The organism is Bacillus sp. TE8-1 (genome assembly GCF_008368855.1).
GTDB classification, from domain to species: Bacteria; Bacillota; Bacilli; order Bacillales; family Bacillaceae_G; genus Bacillus_A; species Bacillus_A cereus.
Genome location: NZ_QPET01000030.1, coordinates 47164 through 60674, shown reverse-complemented (window position 1 = coordinate 60674; position 13511 = coordinate 47164). Strand labels below are relative to the sequence as shown.

Here is a 13511-nt window from a genome sequence, read left to right as displayed (position 1 = left end):
TTAAAATGGGAGCTTATGAAATTAATGAACAGTTATTAACGAAAGAAGAGAAAAAAGAATTAACGATAAATAAAAATCAGCAAAAGATTAGCCGAAAGAAAGAAGTGTTTCGTAAGTTTGTATCGAATCCAATCGCAGTTTTAGGATCAGTGACGTTATTACTCATTATTGTTTTCTCACTTGTTGGTGAAAGTTTAACGCCATTTACTGCGAGTGAACAAGTAAAAGAGGCAACAAACTTACCACCTAGTAGTGAGCATTGGTTCGGAACAGATGATTTGGGAAGAGATATATGGGCACGTACTTGGGCTGGCGGGAAAATTTCATTAACAGTTGGATTAGTGGCAGCTGCTCTTGATATAGGACTTGGTGTGCTAATCGGAGGATTTAGTGGATATGTGAGAGGGCGCAATCGCCTTGGGACATTAATTGATGAGTGGATTATACGAGGAATCGAAGTGTTATACGGTATCCCGTATTTATTAATTGTTATTTTACTATTAATTGTTATGAAACCAGGTCTTTTTACCATTATCATCGCCCTTGCATTAACAGGATGGATTGGTATGGCACGTCTCGTTAGGGCGCAAGTCTTATCTTTAAAACAAAGAGAGTTTGTTATTGCAGCGGAGCGATTAGGTACATCCCATATGAAAATTATATACGGGCATTTAATTCCGAACTTAACGGGCATTATTATCGTCAATTTATCATTTACAATTCCCGCAGCTATTTTCTCAGAATCATTTTTAAGCTTTATCGGACTAGGAGTGCAATCACCGGCAGCAAGCTGGGGGACGATGACGAATGATGCACTTGGGACATTACTCAGCGGGGAATGGTGGCAGCTATTCTTCCCAGCAATCATGATTGCGCTCATTATGTTCGCATTTAATGCGATTGGTGATGGTTTACAAGATGCAATTGATCCAAAAATCGTAAAACGGAATCGAAAGGAGAAAAAACATGGGACAGCTCTTATCTTTAGAAAACGTAACGTTAGCCGTTGAAAAAGAGAATAGTAACCAAGCAATTGTGAAGCATGTTTCCTTTTCTATTAGCGAAGGTGAAATAGTTGCACTTGTAGGAGAAAGTGGTTCAGGGAAAAGTGTTACAGCACAATCTATTATCGGCTTAAATCAAGAATCAATTCATATTGATGATGGAAATATATCTTTTGAATCAAAGGAATTAACGAATCTACAAGAATCAGAATGGAATCAAATTCGAGGGAAAGATATTTCGTTTATCTTTCAAGACCCACTTTCATCTTTAAATCCGACGATGAAGGTAGGAAGGCAAATTACAGAGGTGATTTTGCAACACGAAAAGAAATCGAAAAAAGAAGCAAAAGAAATTGCGATTAACTTATTAAATGATTTAGGGATACATGAAGCAGAGAAACGCTTTGAACAGTACCCACATCAATTAAGCGGAGGCATGAGGCAACGTATTTGTTTAGCAATCGCATTTGCCTGCCACCCCAAACTCGTTATTGCGGATGAACCTACGACAGCATTAGATGTAACAATTCAAAAGCAAATTATGGAGTTATTAAAGGAAAGAAAGGAAAAGCAAAATACGAGTATTTTACTAATTACGCACGATTTAGCACTTGTACGTGAAGTAGCGGATCGAGTAGTTGTGATGTATGGAGGACGTGTTGTTGAAAAAGGAACGATACAGGAGGTAATAGATTCTCCTAAACATCCATATACGAAAAGTTTATTACAAGCAATTCCGAATATGGATGATTCCGAAAAGGTATTACGTGCTATAGAAGGAACGACACCTTCCATTGAAACATTAAATAGCTTTGGTTGTCCTTTTGTAAATCGTTGTCCAGTAGCGATAAAAGAATGTATTCATCGTTTCCCAGAGAGAACAACGTATTCTAAGGAGCATAGTTCACATTGCTGGCAACATGTTCTAGAGCATAATAAAGCGAAATCAAAAGAGAAGGTGAATGCTTCATGACGACAGATTTAATTACTGTAAAGCAAGTAACAAAAACGTATGGAAGTAAAAGTAAAGAAATCACAGCGTTAAAAGACATATCACTTTCTATTCCGAAAGGAACAACACTTGGCATTATTGGTGAAAGTGGTTCAGGAAAAACAACACTTGGAAAGCTCATAGCAGGGATTGAGAGTCCAACGTCTGGTGAAATTGATTATAACGGTCAAGTCGTTCACAAGCTGAAATCAGCTCATAGGCGAGATTTTTTACAGAAAGTACAGTTCATTTTTCAAGATTCCACAGCAGCATTAAATCCGCGCTGGAAAGTACGCGATAGCGTAACGGAAGGTTATATTTCATTCGGTTTAGGTGATAAAGGATTAAAGGATAAAGTAGCGGGTGATGCGCTAGAGCGTGTTGGATTAGATAGAAGATATATTGATCGATATCCGCATGAATTTAGCGGAGGACAACGTCAACGTATCGCTATTGCAAGAGCGTTATTGTGTGAGCCAGAAGTATTGATTCTTGATGAACCAATTTCAGCATTAGACGTTTCATTGCAAATTCAAATTGTACATCTGCTGCAAAAAATCCAAAAAGAACAAGGTTATACATATTTATTCATCGCTCACGATTTACCGATGGTTCACTATTTATGTGAAAAAGTAGCTGTCTTATACAAAGGAGAACTTGTTGAATTTGGAAATACGGACGAAGTATTCCGTAATCCACAACATTCTTATACAAAAACATTATTAGCATCAACACCAAAAATTTCAGGTTAAAGGAGAATGTAGGATGAAGAAGTTTTTACTGTTTGTCATTATGACTGTTTTAGCGATTACTTCTGTCGCTTGCGGTAAGAAAGAGACGCAAAAGGCGAGTGCTGGTAAGGGAGAAGGAGATCGATTAGTAACGAATATTAGTAGTGATCCATATACACTTGATTCTGCTATTGCAACAGATAGCACGTCAGGTTATATAATTGGGCAGTTGTTTTCAAGTTTATATACGCAAGATAGTAATGGGAAATATCAAAATGAATTAGCGGAGAAAGAAGAAGTAAATGCTGATGGAACTGAATATACAATCCATTTGAAGAAAGATATTAAATGGTCAGATGGTTCTCCTATTACAGCAAATGATTTTGAATTTGCATGGAAGCGATTATTAAATCCGAAAACGGGTTCTATGAATGCGACAGAAATGTATTTTATTAAAGGGGCAGAGGCGTATAATACTGGAAAAGGTGAAGAGGGACAAGTTGGTATTCAAGTTGTTGATCCTCAAACATTAAAGGTAACCCTTGAACACCCAGTTGCTTCTATTAAACAAAAACTAGCAAGCTCACTATTTATTCCATTAGCTAAAAAGTCGATTGATGATAATAATAAATTAAAAACAGATCCAAAAGAGTTAATTACGAATGGGCCATTCACGTTAAAAGAGTGGAAGCATAACCAAGCTATTACAGTACAAAAAAATAAAGAATTCTATGATAAAAAGGTAACTCTAAAAGAAATTGAGTTTCGTATTATTCCAGACTCTAAAACAGCGTATCAATTATTTAAATCCAAAGAATTAGATTTACTAAGTGGTTTACCACAAGAGATGATCGAAAAAGAAAAAGGAAATAAAGAATATAAGCGTGTTGCAGGGTTCTCTTCTTATATTTATTCGTTTAACGTAGAAAAAGAGCCGTTTACAAATGCGAAGGTACGTAAAGCATTTTCATTAGCGGTTGATCGTAAATTTATCGTTGAAAAATTGTATAAAAATAATGCGCAAGAAGCATATGCATTCGTTCCAGAAGGAGCAAAAACACAAAGTGGCCGTGATTTCCGTAAAGAAAAAGGTGATTACGTTAAATTTGATCCAGCGGAAGCGAAAAAGTTATTAGAAGAAGGCATGAAAGAACAAGGCTGGTCTACATTACCTGAAGTAACATTAAAATTCACTACAGATACACAACATAAAAAAGTAGCAGAAGCAATGCAAGAAATGTTTAAGAAAAATCTTGGCGTAGATATTAAATTAGAAAATAAAGAGTGGAAGAGTTACATCGACACATACAAGCAAAGTGATTTCCAATTAGCTTATATGGGATGGGGCGGCTCTTTATTAGATCCAATTACTAAACTAGATTTATATGCGGGTGATGGTCCAAATAACTATGCAAAATGGCATAATAAAGAATTTGACGCTTTAATAAAAGAAGCAAAAGTTGAACAAAACGAGGATAAGCGTTTTGAATTATTGCATAAAGCGGAAGATATTATGTTTACAGATTCACCATTAATCCCAATTATTTTCCCAAGTGCTTCCTATTTACAAAAATCATCAGTATCCGGTGTCCAATTCATTATTGGTTCTAGTCCAGAATTAAGATACGCAAAAATTAAAAAATAAAGAAGTAGGCAACGGCCTACTTCTTTATTTTATTTCTCTTTTATATTCTTTTTTCGTTCCATCAGAGAAGACAACTTCTAAATCGAATTTTTGATAGTCTTTATCAAGTTTGAACACGTTCACTACTTGATCGATTACTTCTTGGTCAGGAGTATCTTTATCAAATTTTAATTCTTGTAGAAGTGGGCTTAATTTTGTGATAGCCTCGTCTCCTGTTAATTTTACATCTGCTTTATGATCTTCAATTTTTGCTTCCATTTTCTTGTCAGCTGCTACATTTTTATAGTCTGCTTCGTAGTCTTTCTTTGTATCTTGGTAGTCTGCCTTTAAATCGAATTCATTGAAGTTTAGTTTTAAATCTGCAGGAGCCTCATTTTTTGCTTCTTCAGTCGTCTTTTTATTAGAAGTTGTGTCTTCTTTGGCAGGAGCTTTACATCCTGTTAATGCAGGTACTAGCATAAGAGCTAATAAAACTGATAGTAGAATTCTCATTATAAATTCCTCCTTATGTAAATTCGTTCTATACAAGTTTTTCCCAAAAACATGTAATTATGTATGTGTTGAAAATAAATTATTATCCTGCAGTCACAAGGGCTAATCCGCAATTTAAATCAAAAACGATTTGTATGTATATGGTAAATTGAAGTTGTGAGGGAGGGGCTAAAATGCATGAAGAATATAAAGAGATAATAAAAAAATCAATTGAATATATAGAGAATCACTTACATGAGGAGCTTACAACAGAAAGAGTGGCATCTCACAGTGCCGTATCGATGTACCATTTTCATCGCATCTTTCAAAGATATGTTGGGATGAGTGTAACGGATTATATTCGAAAGAGAAGGTTAACTCATGCTGCGCAAGTTTTAGTGTCAACGGAGAGAGCTGTTATTGATATTGCACTGCAATACGGTTTTTCCTCACAAGAGGCATTTACGAGAGCTTTTAAAAGAATGTTTCAATTGCCACCAAAGAAATATCGAAAGTACTTTCAGTCATTTTATATAGAAAGAGAGGGTGTTTCAATGCAAAAAGGTATACCGAAAGGATGGATCTTAAGTGGGAGTCATCCTGCTGAATATGAGATGGGTTTAGATTATGAAGTTGTCCATCAAGGAAAAGTATCTGCATACATAAAAGCAAAAGAGAATGTTACGAACGGAGGATTTTCAACATTAATGCAAATGTTCAGAGCGGATAAATATGTAGGGAAGAGATTACGTTTTACAGCATTTGTTAAGAGTGAAAATGTAAGAGATTGGGCAGGATTGTGGATGCGAGTAGATGGAAAAGATACAGAACCGCTCGCTATGGATAATATGCAAAATCGCCCCATTAAAAATAAGAATAACTGGCAATCGTACTCGGTTGTATTAGATATAAAAGAAGAAGCACTTGGTATTGCATTTGGTGTTTTATTATCAGGAGAAGGTTGTGTGTGGCTAGATAGTATTCGCTTTGATGAAGTAGATGAAAAAATTCCTTCAACAGATTTGGCAGAGAACTTTTATGAAACACTTTTAGAAGAGCCGGTGAATCTGCAATTTGAAGAAGTAGAAAAATAAAAAACAAGGAGAAAAGATATGCTCAAATATGTAAAACTAATAAGTATTAGTTTAGTAATATCGTCTTGTATTATGGGAATTAATTATTTAGTTAGCTATCTTTGGTCAGGGCATATACCTTCTTTGACGTGGAGAACATATTTGATGTTTGTGTTTATATTTATGATGAGTTTTGGTTCAATGCAAAAAGAAGGAAAAGAGGATTATTGACAATAGTCTTTTTCGCATTTCTTTCATTAACACAAATGGTTGTAACTGTGCCACATGAAATGCTTTCTAAAACATATCAAACAATCAGTGAATTATTTCCTGCAACATATGCAGCGAATGGCTATTATACAATAATATTTGGAGGAGTTAGTTTAGAGAGAAATATTATTTCATTATTAGTTATTGTATTGGTTACACAATCAGTAGCAGTGATGACTTTAGCTATAAAAGGAATGGTAAAGGGAAGAAGAAGCTCTGTAGTTAAAGAAGTATAAAATAAAAAGGTATCCTCAATGGATACCTTTTTATTAGCACTTATTATTTTGTAACTTCTGTCCACTTGTAGTTAAACTCACCACCGAAGTCAGTTGTTACAAGTCCTTTAATGAAAGAGCGTTGTAAGTAAGAACGGCCTTGTTGGTATAAAGGAGCGACAGCGCCGTCTTGTAATAGAATTTTTTCAGCTTGCTTCATTGCTTCAAAGCGTGCTTTTTCATCGCCAGCTAAATCTGTTTTCACTTTATGAATTAGCTCATCGTACTCTTTGTTAGAGTATTTATCGAAGTTATAAGCACTATCTGTTGTAAATAAATCTAAGAATGTAATTGGATCAGCGAAGTCAGGGCCCCAGCCGTCAATACCAATTTCATAGTCACCACTTAATAGTAGTTTTAGCTGTTGTTTACGTGGTTGTGGTTTTAAATTCACTGTTAATCCATCTAGGTTCTTTTCTAATTCACCTTTTAAATATTCACCAGTCTTTTTAGCTAAAGCATTGTCACTTGTTAATAGTTCGATTGTTACTTTGTCAGTACCAAGTTCTTGTTTTGCTTTTTTCCAGTTTTCTTTCGCTGTTTTCACATCATCCTTGACTAGATTTCCATTTTCTTTACGGAAGTCATTGCCTTCTGGGCTCTTTGCAAATTTCGCAGGAACCATTCCTTCAGCTGGAACAGCGCCGTTATTTAAGATTGTTTCTACGTAAGCTTTTTTATTCATTGCGCCGTTAATAGCAAGGCGTGCATGTTGATTTTTTAATGTTTCATTTTTCTGATTTAATCGTAAGAATTGAATGCCGACTTCAGCGCGTTCTTTGAAGTTTGGATCGCTCTTATATTTATCAACAAACTCTGCAGTTAAAGCAACACGATCAATTTGTCCTGAATCATATAAGTTCACTTCTGTAGACTTATCTTTAACGACATTGAAGTTGATTTCTTCTAATTTTACAGTTTTAGCATCCCAATAGTTAGGATTTTTCTTCAATTGGAAGCTTTGTTCATGTTTCCAGTTATCTAATGTGAAAGCACCGTTATAAATTAAATGATTTGTTTCTAAACCATATTTATCGCCTTGAGACTTTAAGTACTCTTCATTAATTGGTAAGAATGTTGAGAATGTAGTTAAGCTTAAGAAGTAGGGAACAGGACGGTCTAGTTGTACTTCTAAAGTTTTGTCATCGACAGCTTTAATACCTAATTGATCAACCGGTAATTGTTTTTGGTTTATTTGTTTCGCATTCTTTATATCGAAGAATAAGAATGCATATTCAGCTGCTGTATCAGGATTTACGGCACGTTGCCAAGCGAAGACGAAGTCCTTTGCTGTAACAGGAGTACCGTTTGACCATTTTGAATCACGGAGATGGAATGTATATTTTGTTTTATCGGGACTAATGTCAACCGACTCAGCGACACCAGGAACCGGTTTATTATCTTCTCCCATTGCATATAGCCCTTCAAAAACATTACGCATTACGTTCATGGATTCCCCATCCGTTGCTTTTGCAACATCCATTGTTGGAATTTCTGAAGCGAATGATAAGTTAATTGCCTGTTTATCAGGTGCTTTATCGTTTGCTTTCGCTCCGCTTGCATTATCTTTATTTCCCCCGCAAGCAGTTAGTAATAGACTTGCCCCTAAAACAGATGCAACAACAGGTACAACTTTTTTCTTCATTGTTCGTTCCTCCCTAAATGTGTTGTTCGTAACGTCATAATGTCCGTGTCTTGAAGTAGCTATAGAAGGAGATAAAACCTATTATAAATATTTGTTTATAGGTAATCAGGTGTTCTATATGTATATACATGTTGAACTATAATCTATCGTTATATGTTTCAACGTAGTAGACATTATATTTTGATGGTTAAATATTTTGTTTCTTTGATTATTTAGAATATTGACACTGAAAAGAACTATATGTCAATAATAAAAATAGATTGTTAATTTCTTAGAATAATATATTAAAAAAGCAGATTCTCATGTGTGAGAGAATCTATTTTTAATATATTTTGCTAAAAAAACAATTGGTGTGGGCTAATAATAAGTGGGGATGAAGAAACCCCCACTTATTAAAGTTTCACTTTATTTTTCAATTTTTGCCCACTTGAAGTTTAATTGACCTGCAAAGTCTACTTGCACAATTCCTTTCACATAAGAACGTTCTAAATAAGATTCGCCTTTTTGGTAAAGAGGAGCGATAACAGAGTCTTTAAATAATATTTTCTCGGATGCTAGTAATGCTTCCCAGCGAGCTTTTTCATCACCAGCTAAAGTTGTTTTCACTTTTGCTATTGTTTCATCGAATTCCTTATTAGAGTAATGATCTAAGTTATAAGGGTTATTCGTTGTAAATAGCTCAAGGAATGTAATTGGATCCGCAAAGTCAGGGCTCCAGCCATCAATTCCGATTTCGTAGTCACCTTTTAATAAAAGCGAAACTTGTTGCTTACGCGGCTGAGGTTTTATATTTACTGTTAATCCATCTAGATTCTTTTCTAGTTGTCCTTTTAAGAATTCACCAGTTTTCTTATCAAGGTCAGCATCACTCGTTAATAATTCTAATGTTATCTTTTCAGAACCAAGCTCTTGTTTAGCTTTTTTCCATAACTCTTGTGCAGATTTTGTATCAACTTTTGTTAAATCGCCGTTTGCAGTACGGAAGTCTTTTCCTTCAGGTCCTTTTGCAAAGTTTTTTGGAACGAGACCAAATGTTGGTGTAGAGCCATCATTTAATAACGTATTTACAAAGGATTTTCTATCAATTGTTTGATCAATTGCTTGGCGTGCAGAAACGTTTTGAAGTACTTTGTTTTGTTGATTCATACGTAAAAATTGTACGCCTACGTTTGGACGTTCTTTAAAGTTAGCATCCTTTTTATATTTATCGACGAAGTCAGATGTTAGTTTTATACGATCTAATTGTTTTGACTCGAATAAATTTACTTCTGTTGATTTTTCTTTTACGACATTAAAATTGATTTCTTCTAGTTTGACAGTATCTTTATCCCAATAGGTAGGGTTCTTCTTAAATTTAAAGCTTTGTTCGTGCTTCCAATCGCTTAGTGTAAAAGCTCCATTGTACAAGATTGTATTATCTTCTAAAGCGTACTTATCACCTTGTACTTTAAAGAATTCCTCATTAATTGGTAGAAATGTTGGGAACGCTGTTAAGCTAATAAAATAAGGAACAGGACGCTCTAATTCTACCTCAAACGTATGGTCATCAACTGCTTTTACACCAAGTTGGTCGGCTGGAAGTTCTTTGTTGTTAATTTTTGTTGCGTTTTTAATATCAAAGAATAAAAATGCATATTCAGAGGCTGTTGCTGGATCTACGGCACGTTGCCAAGCGAACACAAAATCTTTAGCTGTAACAGGAGTGCCGTTTGACCATTTTGAATCTCGCAAATGGAATGTGTATTTCGTTTTATCGCCACTTACTTCATGAGATTTTGCAACACCAGGAACAGGTTTGTTACCTTCACCAAGATTATACAAACCTTCAAATACGTTTCTCATTACTTGACCAGAATCAGTATCTGTAGCACGAGCCGTATCCATTGTTCGTATTTCAGTAGGTGAAGATAAGTTTAAAACCTGTTTACTAGGTGCCTCGTCTTTTGCATTTACTCCACTTGCTTCGTTTTTATAACTACCGCAACCAGTTAATAAAATACTTACTCCTACAACTGATGCAATACCGGGTACAAACTTCTTTTTCATTTGATTTTCCTCCTAAATAATTAAGTTTGGATGATGATGAGGGAAATGAAAAATAAAAAATCCCTCTTTTCATATTGAGAAAGAGGGATTTTTACGTACAAGTTATGCACCCGTATATAAACGAAGTCCCTCATTCTATCTTTCAAGCATAAAGCTTGCAGGAAGTGGCACAGTATTCAAAATGAACCTGTTGCCGAGGTTTCAAAGGGCCAGTCCCTCCACCTCTCTTGATACAATGAGTAAACGAATAAATTTTATTAATTTTTGTGTTTCTTTGATAATTCAAAATCTTACACCTTGAATAATGAAGTGTCAACTAAATGAAATATAGTTTAAATTTTCAGTTTTCTTAAATGAAAAAACCACTGCATATGGCAGTGGTTTTTCTACTAGAAGTTAAAGTTATCTGGATCTGGACCAACGCGACGATCTTCATTTAAAGCTTGAATTGCTTTCATATCATCAGCACTTAATTCAAAGTCGAAGATGTTTGCATTTTCAATAATGCGATGTTCTTTAATTGATTTGGGAATTGTTACAACTTCGTTTTGTAAATCCCAACGTAAAATAATTTGCGCAGTTGATTTATTATATTTTGTCGCAATTTCTTGTAACGTTGGATTATCTAGTAGTTGTCCTTGCATTAATGGTGACCAAGCTTCAAGCTGGATATTATGTTCTTTACAGAATGCATGTAACTCTTCTTGTGCTAAACGTGGGTGGTATTCCACTTGGTTGACCATTGGCTTAATTTCAGCAATTTCAAATACGTCTTGTAAGTGGTGAATGTGGAAATTACTCACACCGATAGCGCGAACACGGCCATCTTTATAAAGTGTTTCTAATGCTTTCCATGATTCAGTATATTTCCCTTTTACAGGCCAATGTACTAAATATAAATCTAAATATTCTAGACCTAATTTCTCTAATGTAGTTTCAAATGCTTGAAGTGTTGTTTCATATCCTTGATCGCTATTCCATACTTTTGAGGTAATAAATAATTCTTCACGTGAAACACCGGATTCACGAATCGCTTGCCCAACGCCTTCTTCATTTTGATAGATTGCTGCAGTATCGATGCTGCGGTAGCCATTTTTAATTGCTGCTTTTACAGAATCAATTACTTCTGAACCATCTTCTACTTTAAAAACACCTAAACCAAACCAAGGCATTTTTACACCGTTATGTAATGTTGTATAGTCTTTTAAACTTGTTAAAATCATATTATTTCCCCCTAGCTTTTTTGTTTGTTGCTTCTACTGCTTTTTGAATTGCCTCTGAAAAATTATATTTGTATAAAGTTTTGAGACCCTCAGCTGTGGAACCACCTGGCGTTGTTACTTGTTCGCGAAGGTTAGCTGGATTTTGCGTTTGTTCAAGCATAGAAGCAGAGCCAGAAATCATTTGAATCACAAGATGTTTTGCGGTTTCTTCATCAACTCCATAACTTTTTGTTGCTTCAATTAAGCTTTCAGCAAAGTAATAAAGGAAGGCTGGTGCACTTCCAGTAACTGCAGTAAGCTGATGAACTTCTTCCTCAGTACAAAGTTGCGAAGTACCAATACCTTTTAAAAGTAGTTGCAAGGTTTCTTGATGTATCTCGTTTACTGATTGTCCCATTGTATATAAGGAGATAGACTTGCCAATTTCAGCAGCTGTATTAGGCATAATCCAAGCAACAGGCGTGCCTTTTGGGAGTCTAGCTTCTAAATAAGATGGTCCAATGCCAGCTGCTACCGTTACGACTAGTTGATTTGATATTAACGGAGATAGCTCAGCTAATAACTCTTCATGAGCAGAAGGTGGCATTGCTAAAACAACCGTATCAACAGATGTAACATGCTGCTTCCAATCTGTTGCAGTAGACACATTATATCGTGCTTGTAATTGTTCTAGCTTTTTTACGTTACTTCGGTTAGAAACGATAATTTCTTCAATGTATTCTTTGCTTGTTTTAAGTAATCCGGAAAATATAGCTTCTGCCATACGACCAGCACCAATAAATAGAATTCGATGTTTAGTGAGCATATCCTTTATTCCTTTCCAGTAGAGATATGTTATAAAAAACGATAACATCTTTAAGAGAATTTTGTAAAAAGAAAAGACTTATCGTAGATGGAATGGATAATGAGAAGGCGGAAATTCATGCTAATATTAGCTGTTATTAATCTCTTTATATGTGTAGCTGGTTTGCTAGAGTGGAAGAGCAATTATAAGGGACAAGAACATACAAATAACTATATCTAGAAAATAATTAGAATTGAAAAACCCCTGAAGCACATATGCTCCAGGGGTTTACTAATAGAATATAAGATTATGCTTTTGTCATACCAAGTAATACAGCGCCGCCAATAATTAAAACACTACCTAGTGCAATAAAGATCAATTGACGTTTTGTTTTCTTTTCACCTAAGAATACAATCGCACCGAATGTTGAGATAACGATTCCAGTTTGAGATAATGGGAAGCTTGTTGCTACTCCGACACGTGGTAGTGAAAGAAGTAAGAATAAGTTTCCAGTTCCCCATAGTAAACCAGATAAAGCATTACGGATTGCATATTTGTTAAATGGTTTATGTTTAGATGTCAGTACAACCGCCCCAACAAACATACCAACTGCTTGTGGTAAAATAGCAGACCAACCATCGATATTATACCAACGAATAATAATTACATATACAAGATAGCCGAAAGTAGAAACAATTAAAGTAAGAAGTCCTTTTTTCAATTGTCCAGGTGGCTGAGCATTTTCTTTATCATCTAATGATGTGAATACAACACCAACTACGATTAATAGGATTGCAATCGTTCCCAGAATGATCGTTGTAGTAGTAGTCCACTCACGGAAAGCGATAACCCCAAAGATAGAAGTTGCAACAAGTTGCATACCAGTAGAAATCGTTACAGTAGTTGAAACACCTAGTTTTTCAACTGTTTTTAATTGGTTTACTTGTCCTAAAGCCCAGAATAAACCTGAAATAAAACCAACAATTAAGATTGTCATTGTTAAAGCTGGTTGAGTAAATACATACATAATTGTTGCGAAGAATAGAGCACCGATTGTCATACCTACCGTTTGGCTATATGCACCACCGCCCATTTTTACGCTTACTAATAAGATGTTTCCCCATGCAATTGCAGGAAGAAGCGCTAATAAAATGTCCATTACAAGACTCCCTTCGGTTTGCTATACCAATATAGTTACATATCGTTCTAACGATCGGTAATGCCCCACTAATAGAGTAGAAGATTACCGATCGCTAAAACAGGATGAAGAATTCACGATATAAATGCGTTTTCATTTCTTCATTTTTTGAAACACCTCCATATAATAACAGGAAATTGCCTATTTTAGAAAGT

General features: G+C 35.2%; 13 protein-coding genes and 1 riboswitch. Of the genes, 7 read left to right on the top strand and 6 right to left on the bottom strand.

Annotated features, from left to right (window positions below):
* The first annotated feature begins 5 nt into the window (after positions 1–5).
* The 4 genes from DN404_RS25630 to DN404_RS25615 are packed head-to-tail and all read left to right on the top strand — an operon-like array spanning position 6 to position 4371.
* The gene (locus tag DN404_RS25630) at positions 6–1010 is read left to right on the top strand and encodes an ABC transporter permease (RefSeq protein WP_149215609.1); all 1005 of its coding nucleotides are present in this window, start codon (positions 6–8) and stop codon (positions 1008–1010) included.
* Positions 967–1977, top strand: coding sequence for an ABC transporter ATP-binding protein (locus DN404_RS25625; RefSeq protein WP_149215608.1), 1011 nt, complete (start codon positions 967–969; stop codon positions 1975–1977). The genes DN404_RS25630 and DN404_RS25625 overlap by 44 nt, the downstream gene beginning before the upstream one ends.
* Positions 1974–2747, top strand: a complete 774-nt coding sequence (locus DN404_RS25620) for an ABC transporter ATP-binding protein (RefSeq protein ID WP_000205682.1) — start codon at positions 1974–1976, stop codon at positions 2745–2747. The genes DN404_RS25625 and DN404_RS25620 overlap by 4 nt, the downstream gene beginning before the upstream one ends.
* A gap of 13 nt (positions 2748–2760) precedes the next feature.
* On the top strand, positions 2761–4371 hold the full coding sequence (locus DN404_RS25615) for a peptide ABC transporter substrate-binding protein (protein WP_000714125.1): 1611 nt from the start codon (positions 2761–2763) through the stop codon (positions 4369–4371).
* A gap of 24 nt (positions 4372–4395) precedes the next feature.
* Here the strand turns inward: DN404_RS25615 and DN404_RS25610 are convergent, their stop codons facing one another.
* Complete coding sequence (locus DN404_RS25610) at positions 4396–4863, bottom strand: YusW family protein (protein ID WP_001221552.1); 468 nt, start codon at positions 4861–4863, stop codon at positions 4396–4398.
* Positions 4864–5036: 173 nt separating this feature from the next.
* On the opposite strand from DN404_RS25610, the gene DN404_RS25605 reads away from it, so the two are divergent.
* From DN404_RS25605 to DN404_RS25595, 3 genes are read left to right on the top strand one after another with little or no spacing between them, the layout of a single operon-like run.
* The gene (locus tag DN404_RS25605) at positions 5037–5936 is read left to right on the top strand and encodes a helix-turn-helix transcriptional regulator (protein ID WP_149215607.1); all 900 of its coding nucleotides are present in this window, start codon (positions 5037–5039) and stop codon (positions 5934–5936) included.
* An 18-nt stretch (positions 5937–5954) separates the two neighbouring features.
* Positions 5955–6146, top strand: coding sequence for a hypothetical protein (locus DN404_RS25600; RefSeq protein WP_000922547.1), 192 nt, complete (start codon positions 5955–5957; stop codon positions 6144–6146).
* Positions 6143–6421: a hypothetical protein gene (locus DN404_RS25595; RefSeq protein WP_000156944.1), complete on the top strand. Its 279-nt coding sequence runs from the start codon at positions 6143–6145 to the stop codon at positions 6419–6421. The genes DN404_RS25600 and DN404_RS25595 overlap by 4 nt, the downstream gene beginning before the upstream one ends.
* 43 nt (positions 6422–6464) lie before the next feature.
* Here the strand turns inward: DN404_RS25595 and DN404_RS25590 are convergent, their stop codons facing one another.
* The 5 genes from DN404_RS25590 to DN404_RS25570 all read right to left on the bottom strand — a co-directional run bounded on the left by DN404_RS25590 (position 6465) and on the right by DN404_RS25570 (position 13317).
* The gene (locus DN404_RS25590; RefSeq protein ID WP_000731090.1) at positions 6465–8105 is read right to left on the bottom strand and encodes a peptide ABC transporter substrate-binding protein; all 1641 of its coding nucleotides are present in this window, start codon (positions 8103–8105) and stop codon (positions 6465–6467) included.
* A 405-nt stretch (positions 8106–8510) separates the two neighbouring features.
* Positions 8511–10151, bottom strand: a complete 1641-nt coding sequence (locus tag DN404_RS25585) for a peptide ABC transporter substrate-binding protein (protein ID WP_016124193.1) — start codon at positions 10149–10151, stop codon at positions 8511–8513.
* Between the two features lie 132 nt (positions 10152–10283).
* A riboswitch (SAM riboswitch) is annotated at positions 10284–10388 on the bottom strand.
* 152 nt (positions 10389–10540) lie between these two features.
* The gene (locus DN404_RS25580; RefSeq protein ID WP_000604203.1) at positions 10541–11374 is read right to left on the bottom strand and encodes an aldo/keto reductase; all 834 of its coding nucleotides are present in this window, start codon (positions 11372–11374) and stop codon (positions 10541–10543) included.
* Position 11375: 1 nt separating this feature from the next.
* Entirely contained in the window at positions 11376–12179 is an 804-nt protein-coding gene (gene proC / locus DN404_RS25575; protein ID WP_149215606.1) for a pyrroline-5-carboxylate reductase, read from the bottom strand.
* A gap of 286 nt (positions 12180–12465) precedes the next feature.
* A complete protein-coding gene (locus tag DN404_RS25570) occupies positions 12466–13317 on the bottom strand; it encodes a GRP family sugar transporter (RefSeq protein ID WP_000353544.1) in 852 nt (283 codons plus the stop codon).
* Positions 13318–13511 lie beyond the last annotated feature (194 nt).

Excerpts from the sequence above, each read along its gene's own strand:
- DN404_RS25620 (WP_000205682.1), top strand. The coding sequence starts at position 1,974 with ATGACGACAGATTTAATTACTGTAAAGCAAGTAACAAAAACGTATGGA.
- DN404_RS25625 (WP_149215608.1), top strand. The coding sequence starts at position 967 with ATGGGACAGCTCTTATCTTTAGAAAACGTAACGTTAGCCGTTGAAAAA.
- DN404_RS25630 (WP_149215609.1), top strand. The coding sequence starts at position 6 with ATGGGAGCTTATGAAATTAATGAACAGTTATTAACGAAAGAAGAGAAA.
- DN404_RS25590 (WP_000731090.1), bottom strand. The coding sequence starts at position 8,105 with ATGAAGAAAAAAGTTGTACCTGTTGTTGCATCTGTTTTAGGGGCAAGT.
- DN404_RS25600 (WP_000922547.1), top strand. The coding sequence starts at position 5,955 with ATGCTCAAATATGTAAAACTAATAAGTATTAGTTTAGTAATATCGTCT.
- DN404_RS25570 (WP_000353544.1), bottom strand. The coding sequence starts at position 13,317 with ATGGACATTTTATTAGCGCTTCTTCCTGCAATTGCATGGGGAAACATC.
- DN404_RS25605 (WP_149215607.1), top strand. The coding sequence starts at position 5,037 with ATGCATGAAGAATATAAAGAGATAATAAAAAAATCAATTGAATATATA.
- DN404_RS25585 (WP_016124193.1), bottom strand. The coding sequence starts at position 10,151 with ATGAAAAAGAAGTTTGTACCCGGTATTGCATCAGTTGTAGGAGTAAGT.
- DN404_RS25610 (WP_001221552.1), bottom strand. The coding sequence starts at position 4,863 with ATGAGAATTCTACTATCAGTTTTATTAGCTCTTATGCTAGTACCTGCA.
- DN404_RS25580 (WP_000604203.1), bottom strand. The coding sequence starts at position 11,374 with ATGATTTTAACAAGTTTAAAAGACTATACAACATTACATAACGGTGTA.
- DN404_RS25615 (WP_000714125.1), top strand. The coding sequence starts at position 2,761 with ATGAAGAAGTTTTTACTGTTTGTCATTATGACTGTTTTAGCGATTACT.
- proC (WP_149215606.1), bottom strand. The coding sequence starts at position 12,179 with ATGCTCACTAAACATCGAATTCTATTTATTGGTGCTGGTCGTATGGCA.